The organism is Calidifontibacter terrae, from assembly GCF_054778835.1.
Window position 1 is genome coordinate 53,803 of the sequence record NZ_BAAGZF010000015.1, and the last position, 19,214, is coordinate 73,016.

19 protein-coding genes and 1 riboswitch are annotated in these 19,214 nt (G+C 67.4%); of the genes, 18 read left to right on the plus strand and 1 reads right to left on the minus strand.

The genetic code is table 11. The annotated features are described in order from the left end of the window. The first annotated feature begins 25 nt into the window (after positions 1 to 25). The 13 genes from ACYU98_RS15110 to rpe all read left to right on the plus strand — a co-directional run bounded on the left by ACYU98_RS15110 (position 26) and on the right by rpe (position 12,465). Complete coding sequence (locus ACYU98_RS15110; protein WP_460469053.1) at positions 26 to 979, plus strand: beta/alpha barrel domain-containing protein; 954 nt, start codon at positions 26 to 28, stop codon at positions 977 to 979. Positions 980 to 984: 5 nt separating this feature from the next. Beyond that, positions 985 to 1,845, plus strand: a complete 861-nt coding sequence (gene pyrF, locus ACYU98_RS15115; RefSeq protein WP_460469054.1) for an orotidine-5'-phosphate decarboxylase — start codon at positions 985 to 987, stop codon at positions 1,843 to 1,845. A gap of 118 nt (positions 1,846 to 1,963) precedes the next feature. Then, complete coding sequence (mihF, locus tag ACYU98_RS15120; protein ID WP_460469055.1) at positions 1,964 to 2,278, plus strand: integration host factor, actinobacterial type; 315 nt, start codon at positions 1,964 to 1,966, stop codon at positions 2,276 to 2,278. Continuing rightward, positions 2,278 to 2,844 carry a guanylate kinase gene (gene gmk / locus ACYU98_RS15125; RefSeq protein ID WP_460469056.1) on the plus strand — a complete coding sequence of 189 codons (567 nt, stop codon included), beginning with the start codon at positions 2,278 to 2,280 and terminating at the stop codon, positions 2,842 to 2,844. Before mihF ends, gmk begins: the two co-directional genes overlap by 1 nt. Positions 2,845 to 2,875: 31 nt before the next feature. After that, positions 2,876 to 3,139, plus strand: coding sequence for a DNA-directed RNA polymerase subunit omega (gene rpoZ, locus ACYU98_RS15130; RefSeq protein ID WP_460469057.1), 264 nt, complete (start codon positions 2,876 to 2,878; stop codon positions 3,137 to 3,139). A 14-nt stretch (positions 3,140 to 3,153) separates the two neighbouring features. Beyond that, positions 3,154 to 4,350, plus strand: coding sequence for a bifunctional phosphopantothenoylcysteine decarboxylase/phosphopantothenate--cysteine ligase CoaBC (coaBC, locus tag ACYU98_RS15135; RefSeq protein ID WP_460469058.1), 1,197 nt, complete (start codon positions 3,154 to 3,156; stop codon positions 4,348 to 4,350). Between the two features lie 79 nt (positions 4,351 to 4,429). Beyond that, entirely contained in the window at positions 4,430 to 5,647 is a 1,218-nt protein-coding gene (metK, locus tag ACYU98_RS15140; protein WP_460469059.1) for a methionine adenosyltransferase, read from the plus strand. A gap of 67 nt (positions 5,648 to 5,714) precedes the next feature. Further along, positions 5,715 to 7,754 carry a primosomal protein N' family DNA-binding protein gene (locus tag ACYU98_RS15145; protein ID WP_460469060.1) on the plus strand — a complete coding sequence of 680 codons (2,040 nt, stop codon included), beginning with the start codon at positions 5,715 to 5,717 and terminating at the stop codon, positions 7,752 to 7,754. A 338-nt stretch (positions 7,755 to 8,092) separates the two neighbouring features. Beyond that, complete coding sequence (locus tag ACYU98_RS15150) at positions 8,093 to 8,764, plus strand: HAD-IA family hydrolase (protein ID WP_460469061.1); 672 nt, start codon at positions 8,093 to 8,095, stop codon at positions 8,762 to 8,764. Next, positions 8,761 to 9,303, plus strand: coding sequence for a peptide deformylase (gene def / locus ACYU98_RS15155; protein ID WP_460469062.1), 543 nt, complete (start codon positions 8,761 to 8,763; stop codon positions 9,301 to 9,303). Before ACYU98_RS15150 ends, def begins: the two co-directional genes overlap by 4 nt. 64 nt (positions 9,304 to 9,367) lie before the next feature. Continuing rightward, positions 9,368 to 10,291 carry a methionyl-tRNA formyltransferase gene (gene fmt, locus ACYU98_RS15160; protein WP_460469063.1) on the plus strand — a complete coding sequence of 308 codons (924 nt, stop codon included), beginning with the start codon at positions 9,368 to 9,370 and terminating at the stop codon, positions 10,289 to 10,291. Then, positions 10,288 to 11,790, plus strand: a complete 1,503-nt coding sequence (locus ACYU98_RS15165) for an RsmB/NOP family class I SAM-dependent RNA methyltransferase (protein ID WP_460469064.1) — start codon at positions 10,288 to 10,290, stop codon at positions 11,788 to 11,790. The genes fmt and ACYU98_RS15165 overlap by 4 nt, the downstream gene beginning before the upstream one ends. Positions 11,791 to 11,808: 18 nt before the next feature. After that, on the plus strand, positions 11,809 to 12,465 hold the full coding sequence (gene rpe / locus ACYU98_RS15170; RefSeq protein WP_460469065.1) for a ribulose-phosphate 3-epimerase: 657 nt from the start codon (positions 11,809 to 11,811) through the stop codon (positions 12,463 to 12,465). Between the two features lie 119 nt (positions 12,466 to 12,584). Here the strand turns inward: rpe and ACYU98_RS15175 are convergent, their stop codons facing one another. Beyond that, positions 12,585 to 14,513, minus strand: coding sequence for an HNH endonuclease signature motif containing protein (locus ACYU98_RS15175; protein ID WP_460469066.1), 1,929 nt, complete (start codon positions 14,511 to 14,513; stop codon positions 12,585 to 12,587). Between the two features lie 202 nt (positions 14,514 to 14,715). Continuing rightward, positions 14,716 to 14,848, plus strand: a riboswitch (FMN riboswitch). A 148-nt stretch (positions 14,849 to 14,996) separates the two neighbouring features. Between ACYU98_RS15175 and ribD the strand changes: the two genes are divergently transcribed. Genes ribD through pnuC form a run of 5 tightly spaced genes read left to right on the plus strand, consistent with a single transcriptional unit; the run spans position 14,997 to position 19,193 of the window. Then, on the plus strand, positions 14,997 to 16,148 hold the full coding sequence (gene ribD, locus ACYU98_RS15180) for a bifunctional diaminohydroxyphosphoribosylaminopyrimidine deaminase/5-amino-6-(5-phosphoribosylamino)uracil reductase RibD (protein ID WP_460469067.1): 1,152 nt from the start codon (positions 14,997 to 14,999) through the stop codon (positions 16,146 to 16,148). Then, positions 16,148 to 16,747, plus strand: coding sequence for a riboflavin synthase (locus tag ACYU98_RS15185; protein ID WP_460469068.1), 600 nt, complete (start codon positions 16,148 to 16,150; stop codon positions 16,745 to 16,747). The genes ribD and ACYU98_RS15185 overlap by 1 nt, the downstream gene beginning before the upstream one ends. Next, positions 16,744 to 17,961 carry a 3,4-dihydroxy-2-butanone-4-phosphate synthase gene (gene ribB / locus ACYU98_RS15190; RefSeq protein WP_460469069.1) on the plus strand — a complete coding sequence of 406 codons (1,218 nt, stop codon included), beginning with the start codon at positions 16,744 to 16,746 and terminating at the stop codon, positions 17,959 to 17,961. Before ACYU98_RS15185 ends, ribB begins: the two co-directional genes overlap by 4 nt. Positions 17,962 to 17,964: 3 nt before the next feature. Then, a complete protein-coding gene (gene ribH, locus ACYU98_RS15195) occupies positions 17,965 to 18,432 on the plus strand; it encodes a 6,7-dimethyl-8-ribityllumazine synthase (protein WP_460469070.1) in 468 nt (155 codons plus the stop codon). A 20-nt stretch (positions 18,433 to 18,452) separates the two neighbouring features. Then, positions 18,453 to 19,193, plus strand: coding sequence for a nicotinamide riboside transporter PnuC (gene pnuC, locus ACYU98_RS15200; protein ID WP_460469071.1), 741 nt, complete (start codon positions 18,453 to 18,455; stop codon positions 19,191 to 19,193). Positions 19,194 to 19,214 lie beyond the last annotated feature (21 nt).

Genomic DNA, 19,214 nt, shown 5'->3' on the forward strand with positions numbered 1-19,214 from the left:
AGCGCGCGGCCCGGTGGGGGCGACGATGAGCGCTGACCTTGCCGTCGACGTCGGTGGGCTGAAGCTTGCCCTGCCGGTGATGGGCGCGTCGGGGTGTGTCGCGTTCGGCCGGGAGCTCGTGCGGCTGTCGGTCGAGGGTGACCTCGGCGCGATCGTCACCCCTTCCTTCACGACCACGACCCGCGCAGCAGCCCACCGCGGCGTGGTTCGCGAGTCACCCAGTGGACTGCTCGCTCCCACCGAACGACCCTCGCTGGGCGTCGACCGGTTGAGGCCGACCGCGCTGCCCTGGGACGCCGAAGACCTGCCGCCCACCGTCGTTTCGATCGCCGGCAACAGCGGCGGTGATTACGCCGAGGTGGCCAACCTCCTGCGCCGGAACTCGTTGATGCGCAAGGTGGTTGGGGTCGAGATCAATCTCGCTTGCCCCGACCACAAGAACTCCGGCCGACCGTTCTCCCATGACGAGTTCCAGGCCACCAAGGTCGTGGGTCGGGTGCGCGAGGAGCTCCCGCGCCACGTGCCGATCTTCGCCAAGATCAGCGCCGATGTCACCGACATCGTCGAGATCGCGCGCGGCTGCGTGAAGTCGGGTGCCTCGGCGATCGTCGTCGGCAGTCCGCTACGGGCGATCGGCCTGCCGATGACCCCGGGCGGTCGGATTGATGTCGGCGCGCCGTCGGGCGGGTTGAGCGGTCCGGCGATCCTGCCGATCACGCTGCGCGCGATCTGGGACCTACGGGCCGGCGTACGCAGCGGGCGCATGGCCCCGGTGCATCTGATCGCGGTCGGTGGCATCGACTCGCCCCGTGCCGCCCTCGCGGCGTTTGACGTCGGCGCGACCGCGGTCCAACTGGGCACCGCCCTGCTGCACGACCCGGGTAGCGCGGGACGGATTGTGGCCGGGGTGCGAGAACACTTGCAAGAGCGCGGAATTGACAGCGTGCTGGACCTTGTCGGTCTAGCCCACGAAAGGTGATCGGGATGGGCTTCGGACAACGGTTGAGTGCGGCGATGGCAGAACACGGCCCGCTCTGCGTCGGGATCGACCCACACGACGCGTTGCTCGACGCCTGGGGTCTGAGCCGTGACGTGGCGGGTCTGCGTGAGTTCGCCCGGCGCTGTGTTGAGGCGTTCGGGGGAGAGGTCGCGATGGTCAAGCCGCAGAGCGCCTTCTTCGAGCGGTTCGGGTCCGCCGGCGTCGCGGTGCTGGAGGAGACCCTCGACGGACTGCGGGCGGCCGGCACCCTCACGTTGCTGGACGTCAAGCGGGGTGACGTCGGTTCGACCATGGACGCCTACGCCGCGACCCACCTCGGCGAGTCGGCACCGATCCGCGCCGACGCCATCACGGTGAGTCCCTACCTCGGCACAGGCAGCCTGCTGCCGGCAGTGCAGCGGGCGCGCGCGGCAGGGGCGGGACTGTTCGTTCTCGGGCTGACCAGCAACCCCGAGGGCGCGCAGGTCCAACACGCGAGGGGCGAGGACGGTCGGACGATCGCGCAGCAAGTGATCGAGACGGTGCAGGACTGGAACGGGCAGGTGCCGGCCGACCAGGTGGTCGCCGATTTCGGGCTGGTTGTCGGCGCGACCGTCGGCAAGGACATCGCCGATCTCGGCCTCGCGCAGGCGTTGGCCGACTGCCGCGGGCCGTTGCTCGCGCCGGGCGTCGGAGCGCAGGGCGCGACCTATGACGACGTGGCGCGCGGTTTCGGCGTCGCCGCTGGGCAGGTCCTTCCGTCGTCGTCGCGGGCCGTGCTCGCGGCCGGTCCGGACGTCGCCGCCCTGCGGGCAACCGTCGTACGGGAGCGGGACAACGCGCGCAAAGCGCTGACCGCCGGCTGACCCTCGTGACCGGGCCGGGTCCCGCACACGACCTCGCCGCGAGGGGCTAGGGTCGGGACCGCGCAAGCCGACCTCCGGCGCGCCGACCGTGACAGCAGCTGCATCAAGGAGACGACAGGTGGCACTTCCCGAGTTGACCCCGCAGCAGCGGGCGGAGGCGCTGGAGAAGGCCGCTGCAGCGCGCCGCGAGCGCGCCGCGATCAAAAATCGGTTGAAGAACTCGCAGGGGTCCCTGCGTGAGGTGATCGACGCCGGCAAGAAGAACGAGGTCGTCGCGAAGATGAAGGTGTCGGCCCTGCTGGAGTCGATGCCGGGCGTCGGTCGCGTTCGCGCCCGCCAGATCATGGAGGAAATCGGCATCGCCGAGACCCGCCGGGTCCGCGGTCTGGGAGCTCACCAGATCGCCGCGCTGCTGGAGCGATTCGCCGACTGATGTCCAACCTGTTCGTACTCGCTGGACCGACTGCGGTCGGCAAAGGCACCGTCGCGGCCCATATCCGCGAGAACTATCCGAAGGTCTGGCTGTCGGTGTCGGCGACCACCCGTCCGGCTCGTCCGGGGGAGATCGACGGCGTCCACTACCACTTCGTCACCCAAGCGCAGTTCGACCAGATGGCCGCGGCCGGGGAGTTGCTCGAATACGCGGTCGTGCACGGTCGGGCGAGTTATGGCACCCCGCGTGGCCCCGTTCTCGAGGCGATTGCGGCCGGCCGGTTGCCGCTGCTGGAGATCGACTTGCAGGGCGCTCGACAGGTCCGCGAGCGGATGCCGGACGCCTACTTCGTGTTTTTGGCCCCGCCAAGCTGGGACGAACTGGTCCACCGGCTTGTCGGTCGCGGCACCGAAAGTGCCGCTGAGCAGGAGGTTCGGCTCGAAACCGCGCGTCGTGAATTGGCCGCGCAGACCGAGTTCGACGCGACCATCGTGAACGAGGATGTTGGGGTTGCGGCGCAGGAACTCGTAGACTTGATGGAGCGGCATTCTTCTGCCGCTGACTAGAACACCCGCGAAACGAAACGAGAGCATCTTCGTGTCTGGCACCAAGGCTGCCCCTGAGGGCATCACCAACCCGCCGATCGACGACCTGTTGCAGGTCGCCGATTCCAAGTACGCGCTGGTCGTGCTGAGTGCGAAGCGCGCCCGCCAGATCAACGCTTACTACTCGCAGTTGTCCGAGGGTCTGCTCGAATACGTCGGCCCGTTGGTCGACTCGCAGATCAACGACAAGCCGCTCTCCATCGCGCTGCGTGAGATCAACGACGGCCTGCTGAACCTCGACAAGGTCGAGGCCTGAGGCCACCTGCGCCGATGCGCATCGTCCTAGGCGTCGGCGGCGGGATTGCGGCCTATAAGGCCTGCTCGCTGCTGCGCCTGTTCACCGAGGCCGGCCACGACGTCACGGTCGTCCCCACCGCCTCGGCGCTGAACTTCGTCGGCGCACCCACCTGGTCGGCGCTGTCCGGCAAGCCGGTGCAGACCGACGTATGGACCTCGGTTCACGAGGTTCCCCACGTTCGTCTCGGCCAGCAGGCCGACCTGGTCGTGGTCGCCCCGGCGACCGCTGACCTGCTCGCGAAGGCCGCTCACGGCTTGGCCGACGACCTGCTGACCAACACCCTGCTCACCGCGCGCTGTCCGGTCGTGTTCGCTCCCGCGATGCACACCGAGATGTGGCTTCACCCCGCCACGGTCGCCAACGTCGCCACACTGCGCGAACGCGGCGTCACGGTCATCGACCCGGCCGCAGGACGGCTCACTGGCGCCGACACCGGTCCCGGGCGGTTGCCGGAACCGGTCCAAATTCGTGATGCAGCCTTTGCTGCCTGCGCCCAGACCGGCGATCTTGTGGGTCGACGGGTCGTCGTCACCGCCGGCGGAACCCGTGAACCGCTCGACCCAGTCCGTTTCCTCGGCAATCGCTCGTCCGGCAAGCAGGGCCACGCGCTGGCTGCGGCGGCCGCGCGACGCGGTGCGGATGTCACCTTGGTGACCACCTCCGATTTGCCGACCCCCGCAGGCGTCCACCGCGTCGCGGTGGAAACCGCGCGTCAGATGCAGGACGCCGTACGAAGTGCTTCGGCCGACGTTGTCGTGATGGCCGCCGCGGTGGCCGACTTCCGTCCGACGCAGGTGGCGACGGCGAAGATCAAGAAGGGCTTCGGCGCGGGCGATCCCGACGCGCCGGCCGTCGAACTGGTCCGCAATCCCGACATCCTCGCTGAGCTTGTTGTCGACCGCGGAAGTGCGACGACGCCGTACCTCGTCGGGTTCGCCGCCGAGACCGGCGACAAGGATCACTCGGTGCTCGACTACGCCCAGGCGAAGTTGGCGCGCAAGAAGTGTGATCTGTTGGTAGCCAACGAAGTTGGCGAGGGCGTGACCTTCGGACAGGACCACAGCACGGTCCATCTGATGCGCCTTGGACAGGAGCCGATCACCGTCGGTCCGGCCGATAAGAACGTGATCGCAGACGCAGTGTGGGATTCGATCTCAGCCGCGTTGTAGCGACCCGTACACTCACCTGCGGAACCCGTCAGTAACGACGGTCCAAGTCAGCAGCCGCTGCAGCGAAGGAGACATACCGGTGGCACGCCTGTTTACGTCCGAGTCCGTCACCGAGGGACACCCCGACAAGATCTGCGACCAGATCAGTGACTCCATCCTCGATGCCATGCTCGCGGAGGACCCCAACTCCCGCGTCGCGGTCGAGACGATGGTGACGACCGGATTGGTCCACATCGCCGGTGAGGTTCGCACCAAGAGCTACGTTCCGATTGCTCAGCTGGTGCGCAAGACGATCACCGACGTCGGATATGACTCCTCGTTGAAGGGTTTCGACGGTGCCAGCTGTGGTGTCTCGATCTCGATCGGTGACCAGTCGGTCGACATCGCTCAGGGCGTCGACGTTGCGCACGAGCACCGCACCGAGGGCGGAACCGAAGCCCTTGACGCGCAGGGCGCCGGCGACCAGGGCTTGATGTTCGGCTACGCCTGCGACGACACCGCCGAACTGATGCCGCTGCCGATCTTCCTGGCCCACCGCCTTGCCGAGCGTCTGACGGAGGTGCGCAAGAGCGGCGAGTTGGCCTACCTGCGCCCCGACGGCAAGACCCAGGTCACCATCGCCTACGAGGGCGACAAGGCGGTCAAGCTCGACACCGTGGTGCTCTCCACCCAGCACTCCGAGGACATTTCGCTCGATGGAATGCTCGCTCCCGACATCGACACCCTGGTCATCCAGCCGGTGTTGTCGCAGCTCAAGGCCACCGGCATCGAGCTCGACACCGGCAGCTACCGCCAGCTGATCAACCCCACCGGCAAGTTCGTCATTGGTGGTCCGATGGGCGACGCCGGGCTGACCGGCCGCAAGATCATCGTCGACACGTACGGCGGCATGGCCCGCCACGGTGGCGGCGCGTTCTCCGGCAAGGACCCGTCGAAGGTCGACCGCTCCGCTGCCTACGCCATGCGTTGGGTGGCCAAGAACATCGTCGCCGCGGGCCTGGCTCGTCGCTGCGAGGTTCAGGTCGCTTACGCGATCGGCAAGGCACAGCCGGTCGGTCTCTATGTCGAGTGCTTCGGGACAGAAACCGTCCCGCTGGACAAGATTCAGAACGCGATCGACACCGTGTTCGACCTGCGTCCGGCGGCCATCGTTGAGCAGCTCGATCTGTTGCGCCCGATCTACAAGCCGACCGCGGCCTACGGCCACTTCGGCCGCACCGAGGCCCCCGGCGTGGACAACGCGTTCACCTGGGAGCGCACCGACCGGGTCGAGCAGCTCCTGGCCGCGGTCCGCTAGTCCATTCCGCGCTCCTTCGGCTCGCTGGACAACTAGGCTGTCGGTCGCTCCTGATAGGAATTCGTCCATGGGCGATGAGGTGCATCCGGCGACTGTGCAGCAGTTGGAACTGCTGCACACCTCCGCACGGCGTGCGCCGAAAGCTAAACCTGCTGCGGCGCTCGCCGAAGAGCTTCCGATTGCCCGGGTGCAACTCGACCTGGGCATCGCCCACCTGGACCGCATCTTCGAATACACCGTCCCGGCGGACCTCGACGACCAGGTTCGGCCCGGCGTACGGGTGAAGGTGCGGTTCGGCCCGAAGGATGTCTCGGGTTTCGTCGTTGACCGTGTTCAGGAGGCCGACCACGTCGGAACCCTGCGTTCGCTGCGCACCGTCGTCAGCGACGAATCGGTCCTGACGCCAGCGGTGCTCGGCCTCTGTCGGGCGGTGGCGGCGACCTACGCCGGGTCTGTTAGTGACGTCACCCGTCTTGCGGTGCCGCCGCGACACGCTCGCGCTGAGAGTGCGTTGCCCCTCGAAGCCCAACCACCGGTGGTGCAGCCGCTCGAGCATTCTGCGGCTTGGGAGCGATACCCCGCCGGCCCGACGTTCCTGCGCCGCGTCGCGGGCGCCGATGCCCCGGCCGCGAGCTTGCTCGCCATCCCGTCCGTCGACCCGTCGACCGATTGGCCGCAACTTTTTGCCGACGCCGCCCAGACCGCGCTCGCCGCGCAGCGCGGGGTTCTGATCACCGTTCCGGACCACCGCGACGTCGAACGGGTTGCCGCCCGGATCGAGCAGCAGCTCGGCAAAGACGCGGTCGTCCGATTGACCGCCGACCAAGGTCCGCAGGCTCGCTACACCGCCTGGTTGAAGGTGCTGCGCGGTCACGTTCGTTGCGTGGTCGGCAACCGAGCGGCGGCGTTCGCCCCGGTGCGAGATCTCGGGCTCATCCTGTGTTGGGATGACGGCGACGACCTGTTGACCGAACCGCGCGCGCCCTATCCGCGCACCCGCGACGTCCTGCTCCAACGACACCGCAGCGAGGGCGCCGCTCTGGTGTATGGCGGCTACGCGCGCTCGGTCGCGGTGGAGCAGCTGCTGCGAGACGAAGTCGTACGCCCGGTTGAAGGGGCCGCGTCGCGCTCCACGCTGCCGCGAATCACCGTCGGTGGTGACGAGCGCGAGGTGGAGCGCCAAGGCGCCGCCTCGCGTGGCCGGCTGCCGGTCTCGGCATGGAAGGCAGCTCACCGGGGGCTGGCTCAAGGCCCAGTGTTGGTGGTCGTTCCGCGACGTGGATATGTGCCCCGGCTGCGCTGCACCACCTGTCGTACACCCGCCGCCTGCACGGTCTGCCATGGCCCGTTGCAGTTGCCCGCTTCGGAAGGGATGCTGCGCTGCGCGTGGTGTGACCGACCTGAGCCCGACTTCCGCTGCCCGGAATGCCATGACACTCGTTGGCGGGCGTCCGTGGTGGGTGCCCGGCGCACGGCGGAGGAACTGGGGCGCGCTTTCCCCGGCGTACCGGTCATTCGGTCCGGGGGCAGCGAGGTGTTGGCGACCGTCTCCGACAAGCCGGCGCTGGTGATCGCAACCCCGGGAGCCGAGCCGGTCGCCGATGGTGGTTATCGCTCGGTGGTGTTGCTTGACGGGTGGGCGATGACCGAGCGGCAGCAGTTGGGTGCGGGGGAGCAGGCGACCCGGCAGTGGCTGGCGGCGGCCGCTCTCTGCCGACCGGTGGTTGATGGTGGTGAGGTCGTGCTTGCCGGCATCGCCGCCGACCACCCGATTGCCCAGACGATGGTGCGGTGGGCCCCCGGCTGGTTCACCGCGCGCGAATATGACGAACGGGCCACCCTCGACCTGCCCCCGACCACCTGGACCGCAACCGTTGTGGGGCCCGAGGCGGCGGTCAAGACGTCGGTCGACGAACTGCCGGGGTGGATCAGACGGTTCGGTCCCGCGCCGTTGCCCGACGGGAAGGTCAGGCTGTTGTTGCGCGCCGACCACCAGCGCGCGGCTGAGGCTGCTGAGGCGCTGCGGGCGTGGAGGATGGCGCGGAGTCTGGCGAAGGTGAAGGACGAGGTATCGGCGAGAGTCGACCCGGACGGCGCGACGTTGTGATTGCGGGTGGTGATCCCACGTTGTAATCGCGCGGTGGTGATCGCGGGGTCGTGATCTCGATGTTGTGATCGCGCGGTGGTGATCGCGCGGTGGTGATCCCACGTTTAATCGCGCGGTGGTGATCGCGGGGTCGTGATCTCGATGTTGTGATCGCGCGGTGGTGATCGCGCGGTGGTGACTGGCCCGTCGGCTTCGGCGGCTTCAACGCCTCCGGCGACCCCGTCGATGTAGACCTCGACACCGCGAGAGTCTCGGCTGAGTGCCCACCGCTTCGATTCAGCAGGAGCGCGCACCCGCCGATTCGGAACGTGGGTGGCGGCCCGATAGATTTGGGCGCCATGGACGTCATCGACGGAGACTTCACCCTCGACCCCGACTTCGCCCCGACACCTGCCGAGGCTGTGGTGTTCGACTTGGGCAACGTGCTCATCCGATGGATCCCGCGCGACGCCGTCGAACCCGTCGTCGGTGCCGCGGCAGCCGATCAGTTCTTGGCCCACGATGAGTTCGATTTCCACGAGTGGAATCACCGCAACGACACTGGTCGGGCATTGCCGGAGGCGTTGGCCGAGGTGCGGCAGCGACACCCCGAACTGGCGGCGACAGCGCAGGCCTATGTCGATAACTTCGCTGGTTCGTTGTCGGTGATTGAGGAGTCGGTGAGCGTCCTCAAGGAGCTCGCCGAGCAAGAGATTCCGCTTTACGCGATCACCAACTGGTCGGCAGACCTGTTCCCGAAGGCGGTCGAGCTGTTCGATTTCCTCGACCTGTTCGAGGAGATCATCGTTTCGGGCGAGGAGGGTGTCGCTAAGCCCGACCCCGAGATCTGGGAGATCCTCGCCGAGGCCACCGATCACATCGGTGGCCTCGACGAGTTCGTGTTCATCGACGACACCCTGCAGAACGTGCAATCGGCGGTGGAGGCCGGGTTGGACGGCATCCAGTTCACCTCCGCGCAGGATCTGCGCAACGACCTCGTGGTGCGTGGCCTGCTGGCGGACAGAGCATGAGCATTCAGCGGATCCGACGATTTGGCGACGAGGTTCTGCGCCGCGTCGCTGAACCTGTGGTCGACTTCGACCGGCAGGTGCGCGAGTTGGTCGCCGATCTCACCGACACGATGATGGCCGCGCCGGGCGCTGGGTTGGCCGCACCGCAAATCGGGGTGGGCCTGCGCGTCTTCACCTATTACGTCGATGGCGAGGTCGGTCACCTCATCAATCCCGAACTCGACTTGTCCGCCGACGAGGTAATCGATGACGAGGGTTGCCTGTCGATCCCGGAAATCATCGTGCCGACCTCCCGGGCGCGCTCGGTGGTCGCTCGAGGCTTCGACATGTACGGCGAGGCGGTGACGATCGAGGGCAGCGATCGCCTGGCGCGCGCCATCCAACACGAGACCGACCACCTCGACGGGATCCTGTTCATCGATCGACTCGATGTCGACCAACGTGAGCTGACTCTGGCGCAGATCCGCGCTGCGGACTGGTTCACCGACGATGTCGTGGTCAAGGACAGCCCACACCCGACCCGAGGACTGGTGCTGTGATGCGTAGCTTCGTTCCCCATCCCGGCCGCACCCTGTGTCGGCCCGACCAACGGACGGAGCGCTGATGCGCATTGTCTTTGCGGGAACCCCGCAGGTCGCGGTCGCCTCGTTGGAAGCGCTGATCGCCTCGACGCATGAGGTTGTCGGCGTCGTGACCAGGCCGGATGCGCGGGCCGGCCGTGGCCGGTCGTTGCGGCCGTCGCCGATCCGCGATGTCGCGGAGGCCCACGGCCTCGAGGTCGCGACCCCGAAGCATCCGCGCGAGAGCGACTTCCAGGAATGGCTTCGCGGGCTCGCCCCAGACGCCTGCCCGGTGGTTGCCTATGGCGCGTTGGTGCCGCCCCCGGTCCTGGACATTCCGTCGTACGGCTGGATCAATCTGCATTTCTCGCTGTTGCCTGCGTGGCGTGGTGCTGCGCCTGTGCAGCACGCCGTGCTGCATGGTGACCAGGTCACCGGAGCGACCACCTTCCGGCTCGACGAGGGCATGGACACCGGTCCTGTGCTGGGCACCATGACCGAGACCATCCGTCCGCACGACACCTCCGGTGAGTTGCTCGATCGGCTGGCTGAGGCTGGGGCCGGCCTGTTGGTCGCGACCCTGGACGCGTTGGAACAGGGCACGCTGGTCGGGGTCCCGCAGACCGATGACGGGGCATCGCGAGCCCCGAAAGTAACCGTCGAGGACGCCGAGATCCGTTGGCACGAGCCAGGTTTCGCGGTCGATCGACGGATCCGGGCGTGCACACCAGCGCCCGGCGCATGGACTATGTTCCGCGGTCAGCGCCTCAAGGTGCTCTCGGCCAAGCCAGCAATGCACACAGACCTGGCGCCCGGCCAGTTGCGGGCGTCGAAGAACGACGTGGTGGTCGGTGCCGGCTCCGGCGCGATCGAGTTGGGTGTCGTGCAGCCGCACGGCAAGAAGGCCGTGGCCGCCGCCGATTGGGCGCGCGGTGCACGGTTCGAGGACGGGGAACACCTGGGATGAGCGACGACAACGGCTACCGCAATGCGCAGGGGCGGCAGCGCCCCGACGCGCGCCGACGGAACGATCGGGCGCGGTCCGCGCAGGCTCCCTCCGAGCGCCGCCGCGAGGGCGACTCCGCTCGGCGCGCGGCCTGGGATGTCTTGCGTGCGGTGTCGACCAAGGACGCCTACGCGAACATCGTGATGCCGAAGGTGCTGCGCGAGGCGCGGCTTAGCGGCCGGGATGCCGCGTTCGCCAGCGAGCTGGCTTACGGCACCCTGCGCATGCACGGGCTGTACGACCCGATCATCGAGCGGGCGGCCGGGCGACCGGCCTCGCAGATCGACCCGGCGGTTCTGGACACGCTGCGCCTGGGCACCCACCAGCTGCTGGGCATGCGGGTGCCGTCTCACGCCGCAGCGTCCGAGACGGTTGCGCTGGCCCGCGAGGTTCACGGCGCGGGAGCGGCCGGTTTCACCAACGCTGTCATGCGTCGAGTGAGCGAACGCTCGCGCGAGGAGTGGGTGCGGGAGGTAACGGCGGGTCGCAGCGGCACAGACGCCCTGGCCGTCGAACACTCTCACCCGGAGTGGATCGTACGAGCTCTGCGCGGTTCGCTCATCAACTCCGGTGTGGCTGACCAGGATTCGGTTGACGAACAGCTGAAGTTGCTTCTCGACGCCGACAACACGGCGGCGCCGGTGGCCCTCGTGGCTCGCCCGGGGCTTGCTTCGGTCGAGGAATTGGAACATGCGGGTGCCCACCGCTCGAAGTTGTCGCCCGTGGGCGCGCTGCTCGATGGGGGAGACCCAGGGGCGATCGGCGCCGTACGGCAGACGCGGGCAGCCGTGCAGGACGAAGGCTCGCAGCTGGTGGCCCTCGCGGTCGCCGCGGCCCATGTCGAGGGTGGCGAGCAGCAATGGCTTGATCTCTGCGCGGGACCCGGCGGAAAGGCTGCGTTGTTGGCTTGCCTCGCGGCCGAGCAGGACGCAGTGTTGTTCGCGAACGAGGTGAGTGAGCATCGCACCGAGCTGGTGCGGCGCACCGTTTCCGCAGCCACCGACGCCGGAATCGAAGTGATGGTCGGCACAGGCGACGGGCGCGAGCTGGGCGAAGACGAGCCAGACACTTACGACAAGGTGCTCGTCGATGCGCCGTGTACGGGCCTGGGCGCCTTGCGTCGTCGCCCCGAGGCTCGGTGGCGCAAGACGGCCGCCGATGTGTCGACGCTGACGGTCCTGCAGGGCGAACTGCTCGACTCGGCGATCGCGGCAACCAAGCCGGGCGGCGTGATTGCCTATGCGACCTGCAGCCCGCACGTCGCCGAGACCACCCAGGTGGTCGCGGACGCGCTCAAGCGTCATCCCGAGGTGTCGCAGGAGGATGTTCGCCCGTTGCTGCGGGATGCCGCCGGCGCCCAGGTTGAGAATCTGGGTGAGGGCCCGTCGGTCCAGCTGTGGCCGCATCTGCACCACACCGATGCCATGTTCCTCGCGCTGCTGCGCAAGAACCAGAACTGACCGAAGGCGTTGTCTGACATGCAAATTGCTCCGAGCATCCTGTCGGCCGATTTCGCCAATCTGGCGAGCGAGCTGGATCGGATCAAGAACGCCGACTGGGCCCATGTTGATGTTATGGACGCGCACTTCGTGCCCAATCTGACGCTCGGGCTTCCGGTGGTGGAGTCGTTGCTCAAGGTCGCCCCGATGCCATTGGACTGTCACCTGATGATCGAGGACCCCGACCGGTGGGCGCCGTCGTACGCCGAGGCCGGAGTCCAGAGCGTCACCTTCCACATCGAGGCGGCGAAGGATCCGGTAAAGCTCGCGCGAACTCTGCGAGCTGCCGGCGCACGGGCCAGCATGGCGATCAAGCCGGGCACCGACTTCGCGCCGTACGAAGACCTTCTGCCCGAGCTGGACATGGTGCTGGTGATGACGGTTGAGCCGGGGTTCGGCGGGCAGTCGTTCATGGCCGACCAGATGCCGAAGGTGCGTCAGGTACGTGAGGCGGCTCGACGCCATGGCGGCGAGATCTGGGTGCAGGTCGACGGGGGAGTCTCGGCGAAGACCATCGAACAGTGCGCGGAGGCTGGTGCGGATGTATTCGTCGCCGGCTCCGCGGTGTACGGCGCGGAGGACGCCGCTGGCGCGATTGATGAGCTCCGGTCGCTCGCTTCAAACTGCGAGCACTGACTGGATCTTCGGCTGGCTGGGCTTCGGCCGACTGACTCTTCAGCTGGGCTTCGGCCGACTGACTCTTCAGCTGGGCTTCGGCCGACTGACTCTTCAGCTGGCTGGCTGGCTCGATCGGCTCAGGTGAGGTCGGGGAAGTTCATGTGGGCGAGGTCGTCGAACAGGCCTGGCCGGCTGGTGTAGCTGCGACCGGTGGGAGTTGTCCAGGTTTCGATTCCGTTGGGGTGCAGGGTGATTCGCCACGCGGCATGTTTGGCGCGATGGTGTCGACGGCAGAGGCAGTGCAGGTTTGCCAGGGTTGTTCGACCGGCTGGCCACGGGGTGACGTGGTCGATGTCGGTGTAGCGGGCCGGGCGGCTGCAGCCAGGGTGGCGGCAGGTTCGGTCTCGAGCTCTCACTTTGTCGCGGAGCGATTCGCGGGGCCGGTAGGCGGCGACATCGCTGCTGCTACTGGTTCTGCGATTGGTGCTCGTGTCCTTGGTGAAGTCGTCGAGGGTACGGACGCGGACTCTGACCTTGGTGCCTGGCAAGGCTGTCAAAAGGCGGGTCAGCGCGCCGAGGGACAGGGCACCGGTGTGGTGGAACGCGAGGGCGTCGGGCTGAGAGAGGGAGCTGGCGAGTTCGGGTGTTGATCTGAACTCGGCGGGTAGCCCGGCCTCCACTCGCGGCTCAGTCCGAGGCTGGCCGGCACTGTCTTCGTGGCCAGTCTCATCACGGTCGTATGCGTGGCCACCTTCGTCGCCGTTGTCTTCGTGGCAGCCGCTATCCCTGCTGGGGACGACGATGTCGAGGTTGGCATGGAGGGTGACGTTGCGCATGGCGAGCTCGAAGAGGGCGTCGGTGCGGTGTTGACCGAGGAGTCGGTCCGAGTCATCGGCTCTGTCGCGACTGTTGCTGTCGACCGCGCCGGCGTGGGTATGCAGGTTGTGGGCATGTTCTTCGATAGCGGCCATCAGGGCGGTGGCACGTTCGGTGTCCAGGATTGCGGTGAGTAGCGACAAGCCGGGGTCGGGGATCGGGTCGAGCCACACGCCCTCTTTTTGGGCGGTGGTCTTTTTCGCGGTGCTCCGGGCGGCGGCTGCTTCGTGTTTGGTCACGAGGGTTCGGGTGGAGCGGCCGGCTTCGCGACGGGTGGTGTGGTGGATGCCGCGGCGCAGGACTGCGTCTTGAACGGTTTCGCAGGTGTCGGGATGGGCGTCTTGGAGTTCCCGGGCGATCGCGGCGACGGTGTCGAGGTTGATCGGGGCTGCTGCGGCACGGCCGGTCACGTTTCGAGCCTTCGCTCGGCACCGGCGACTCTGACTCGCGGCGACAGTGTGGTCGCCGTTCTCGTCATTGTCGCCAAGTGGCCGGGGTCCCTGGTGGGCGACTTCGTCGAGGAGGTTAGGGGTGCGGGTCCGCATCCAGGCAGCTTCTTCGATGAGTCGGGCAGCTTGGTAGGGACCGAGGCCGAGGGCGGGACCGAGGTAGGAGTCGGCCCATGGGGAGATGTGGTCGGCGGGATGTTCGATGAAATCGGAGGGCGCCATCGCGGGGGTGCCGGCAGGCGGGTCGTAGGCGGCGAAGCGTGCGGCGGCCAGGGTTCTGATGGCGCCGGAGATCTGCATGATGCGATGGGCGGAGACGGTTGCTTGTTCGTAGCGGGCCCATTGCGCGACCCCGGACCGGTCATCACCGCTGGCACCAAAAACACCGGCACCATCAACCCTCGCGGCGTCACTGTCGAGGTCATCGGCTCCCACAAGCTCACCCGCGGCCCGGCCGTCCAGGGCGGCATGCATCAGGGCTGGAATGGGGGCGGGGGACCAGTAGTCGTCCCCAGTGTCTTCGTCGAAGGGGTCGGGGTTCTTGAGGCGGTCGTACAGGCTGGCTTGGAGTAGTTCCATGATCAGCAGGTGGCGGGTGATGGGGTCGATGCTGGGCAGCAGGGTGGGGCTGGTTGCGGCGTCGACGGCTTCGGCGACGCCGTCTTCGTGCAGGACGTTTCGCAGGAATTCCTTGGCAGCCCGGATGGGCGCTTCGGGGTCGGTGTTCCTGCCGTGTTTCATCTCCGTATCGTACACCTGTTCCCATTGAGAAGGAAGAGGTTCATCGGTGAATTTCGTTCGCTCTCAGCGTAATTGGTGATTTCTGAGGTTGTCGGTGGTCGCCGGTAACGTCGACGTTGACTGCCCGAGCAGGCGCCTTGCGATGTCCGACTGGTGAGTGCTTGCTGACGTGTCCAGGAAGGTGATGCATACTGATCAGCGATACGTGCTCCGGGGTCAGTGAAACTCTGAGCCGGCGGTTATAGTCCGCGACCCGCGATCCTCGCAAGAGGTGACCGGTTGACCTGGTGGAATTCCAGGACCGACGGTTAAAGTCCGGATGGGAGGCGCACTATCGATCGATGCTTCGGCGTCGGTCGATGACGCAGGGTTGCCTGCAGGGTCTTGACGTCCTTGCAGGTGTTCGGGATCGATGAACCCGAGCGGCCCTTGGCGTCTGCATCGCCCCCGGTTCACGTCCATGACGGACGACCGGGAGAGGCGATGAACACCATCACCCCCAGCGACACCAGGTGGCTCGATGCTGCCTTGGAGTTGGCCGCACGCGGTCCAATTGTCGATCCGAACCCACGCGTCGGATGCGTCCTTGTTCGCGAGGAGCGGGTTGTCGGTGAAGGTTTCCATCGTGGTGCGGGCACCCCACACGCCGAGGCGATGGCACTGCGCGCGGCTGGTGAATCGGCCCGTGGCGCAACGGCCTACGTCACTCTTGAGCCCTGCTCGCATGTCGGCCGTACGCCCGCCTGCGCCGACGCGCTGATCGCGGCAGGTGTCGAGCGTGTCGTCTTTGCGGCTGCGGATCCCTCGCCTCGGGCGGGGGGAGGCGCCGAGCGGTTGCGCGCTGCGGGTGTATCGGTCGAACGGGCACACCAGGTGGCGGACCGTAGTCGTGCGTTGAACGAGCGTTGGGAGTTTTCGGCGCTGCACGGACGGCCACGCGTGACGTGGAAGTTCGCCGCAACGCTCGATGGACGCAGTGCTGCCGCCGACGGCAGTTCGCGGTGGATCACCGGGGAGGCGGCCCGGGCCGATGCGCACCGCCTACGGGCGAGTGTCGGAGCGATCGTGGTGGGGACCGGCACTGCGATTGCCGACAACCCGGCATTGACTGTTCGGGTCGCGGGTCCGGAAGTTTCGACACGCCGCTCGTCCCTCGCGGCGGCTCAACCAACGTCCCTCGCGGCGGCTCAACCAACGTCCCTCGCGGCGGCTCAACCAACGTCTCTCGCGGCGGCTCAACCAACGGGCAGTGCGGCGAGTCCGCTTCGCGTCGTCGTCGGACTCCGCGACCTCCCCGCCGGCGCGCAATTGCTCGACGGTCGAGTCGAAACGATCCACCTGCGTACCCATGACCCGCGTGAAGTCCTTGATGAACTGCACCGCCGCGAGATTCGGGACGTCCTGCTCGAGGGCGGACCGACCCTGGCCGCAGCGTTCCTGGCGGCCGGGCTCGTCGACCGGGTGATTGCGTACGTCGCCCCTGCCCTGCTTGGCGCCGGACCGACTGCCGTCGCAGACCTCGGCATCACCACGATCGGCGACATTCGCCGGTTCACCATCCGCGAGGTGGAGCTGCTGCAGCCCGACCTGCGCATTGTGCTCACTGATGAGCGCCACGAGAAGGGAGCCGCCTGATGTTCACCGGAATCGTCCAGGAGCTGGGCACCGTACGAACCATCGATCAGCAGGGTGATTCGGCCGTGTTGACCATCGCCGCGCATGAAGTGTTGCGGGACGTTGCCCATGGCGCGTCGATCGCCGTCAACGGCGTTTGCCTGACCGTCACCGACTTCAGCGACCACGCATTCTCGGTCGATGTGATGGCGCAGACCTTCGCCCTCACCGGCCTGGGCAAGCTGGAGAACGGGAGCCGGGTGAACCTCGAACGGGCGATGCGCGCGGACGGCCGGTTCGACGGACACATCGTGCAGGGCCATGTCGACGGCACCGCGCAGATCCTCGCGATCGAGCCGGATGAGCACTGGACGAAAATCTCGCTACGCATCCCCGCCCACCTCGAGCGCTACGTGGTGGCGCAGGGATCGATCACGCTCGACGGTGTCTCGCTGACGGTCGCGTCGATCGACGCGGACCGGGTCACGGTCAGCCTCATCCCGACCACGCTCGAACTCACCAACCTTTCCCACCACCGGATCGGCGATCCGGTGAATGTGGAGGTCGACGTCCTGGCGAAATACGCCGAGCGTCTGCTGCAGCCGAAGGAGCCAGCATGAGCCACCCCATGAACACTGTCTCGGCCGCGCTGGCCGCACTGCGGGCGGGCGCCCCTGTGCTGGTCACCGACGACGAGTCCCGCGAGAACGAGGGCGATGTCATCCTCGCCGCGCAGACCACCACCCAGGAGTGGATGGCCTGGACCATCCGAAACACCTCCGGATACCTCTGCGCGCCGCTGCCCGGCACCCTCGCCGACCGGCTCGACCTGCCGCTGATGGTCGCGAACAACGCAGACCCGCTGCGTACGGCCTACACGGTTTCCGTCGACGCCGCCGAAGGTGTGACGACCGGAATCAGCGCTGCCGACCGGCTGACGACCGTCCGCCAACTGGCTGCGTACGACGCCTGCCCCACCGACTTCGTACGCCCGGGGCACGTGTTGCCGCTGCGGGCCCGCGACGGGGGAGTGCTGGAGCGGCGCGGCCACACCGAGGCCGCGGTCGACCTCTGCCGCCTCGCCGGCCTCGCGCCCGTCGGCGTCATCGGTGAGCTGGTCCACGACGACGGCTCGATGATGCGTCGGCCGGCGGTTCTGGAACTCGGTGCGACAGAACAGATTCCGGTGATCACCATCGAGCAGCTCGCCGCTCACCGCGAACGCTACGACCGGGTCGAGGCGGCTGCCCGAACGGTGCTGCCGACCGCGCGCGCCACCTTCGAGATACGCGGTTACGCCGACAAGGTGACCGGCGCCGAGCACCTCGTCCTCATCTCGCCGCTCGGCCTTGGCGACCGCCCGCTGATTCGGGTGCACTCCGAGTGCCTGACCGGCGACGTCTTCGGCTCGTTGCGCTGCGACTGCGGGCCGCAGTTGGAGGAATCACTCGCCCGGATCTCCGCCGAGCCCGGCGCCGTCATCTACCTACGTGGCCATGAAGGCCGCGCGGTGGGGCTGCTGTCAAAACTGGCGGCGTACGCCCTCCAAGACCAAGGCGCCGACACCGTCGAGGCGCAGGAACAGCTGGGCCTGCCCGTTGACGGGCGCGAATACGGCGCCGCGGCAGCCATCCTGTTCGACCTCGGCGCCCCCACGATCCGGCTGCTGACCAACAATCCCGACAAGCGGACCCAACTCACCGCGGCCGGCATCACGGTCGTCGCTGTCGAACCGGTGGTCGTGGCCGCCGGCGACGCGAACCTGCACTACCTGCGCACCAAACGTGACCGTCTCGGCCACGATCTGCCGGACAACCTCGGACAAGGAGCCTGACGCGTGAGCGGTCACGGAGCACCAACCATTACTACCGACGGAACCGGCCTGCGGGTCGCCATCGTCGCCGCCTCGTGGCACGTCCAGGTCATGGACGGCCTGCTCGCCGGGGCCCTTCGTGCCCTGGGCGACGCACACGTCGCCGACCCGACGGTCGTACGAGTTCCGGGGTCGTTTGAGCTGCCCGTCGCCGCGGCGCGGTTGGCCGCAACCCACGACGCGGTCGTTGCGCTCGGCGTCGTCATCCGCGGCGGTACCCCACACTTCGACTACGTCTGTTCGGCGGCGACCCAGGGGCTCACCCAGGTCAGCGTGAATACCGGGGTGCCGGTCGGTTTCGGCCTGCTCACCTGTGAGAACGAACAACAGGCACTCGACCGGGCCGGGCTGCCTGGATCGGTGGAGGACAAGGGCCATGAGGCGGCGACAGCGGCCATCGCGACCGCCCGTACACTCGCCGAACTGCGCTGAAACAACAGGAGACTCACGTCATGCACGCGCTGCACACCGCCGCCACGAACTCGAACGCGTTCCAGAGTTTGTTGGACTGGCATATCGACATTGGCAAGTATCAGTTGCACTGGCTCGAGCTGATCGGGGTGCTGATCGGCGTCGCGTCGGCCTACCTCGGAATGAAACGCCTGGTGTGGGCGTGGCCGGTCGGCATCGTCGCCAACATCATGTTGTTCTTCGTCTACACCGGTGCCGCGTTCGGCACCGACACCCGCACCCCGCTGTTCGGCCAGGCGGGGCGCCAGGTCTTCTTCATCGTCACCAGCATCTACGGCTGGACGCGCTGGCAGCAGCACCGTCGCAACCGCCATGCCGACAACGATCAGCCGGCGGTCAATCCGCGCTGGGCGACGGCGAAGGAGCGGCTGTTGATGGTTGCTTTCTGGGCTGTCGGCACCGTCATCGCACACTTCGTTTTCCAGGCCATCTTGGACGCCAACAAGAGCCCCTACTGGACTCCGCAGTGGTGGTACTCCTGGTGCGACGCATGGGTGTTCGTCGGCTCGATCGTCGCGACCTACGCCATGGCCCGCGCCTGGAACGAGTTCTGGTTGGCCTGGATCGTCGTCGACTTGGTCGGGGTGCCGTTCGGTTTCGCGACCGACTACGTCCCGACGGCCGTGATGTACATCTTCTATGGCGCGTTCGTGCTTTACGGATTCGCGCAGTGGGCCCGCCTCACCCGGGTCCAGCAGGCGAAAGATCCGGCGACGGCCTGAGAAATGGACGCAGGGCACGGC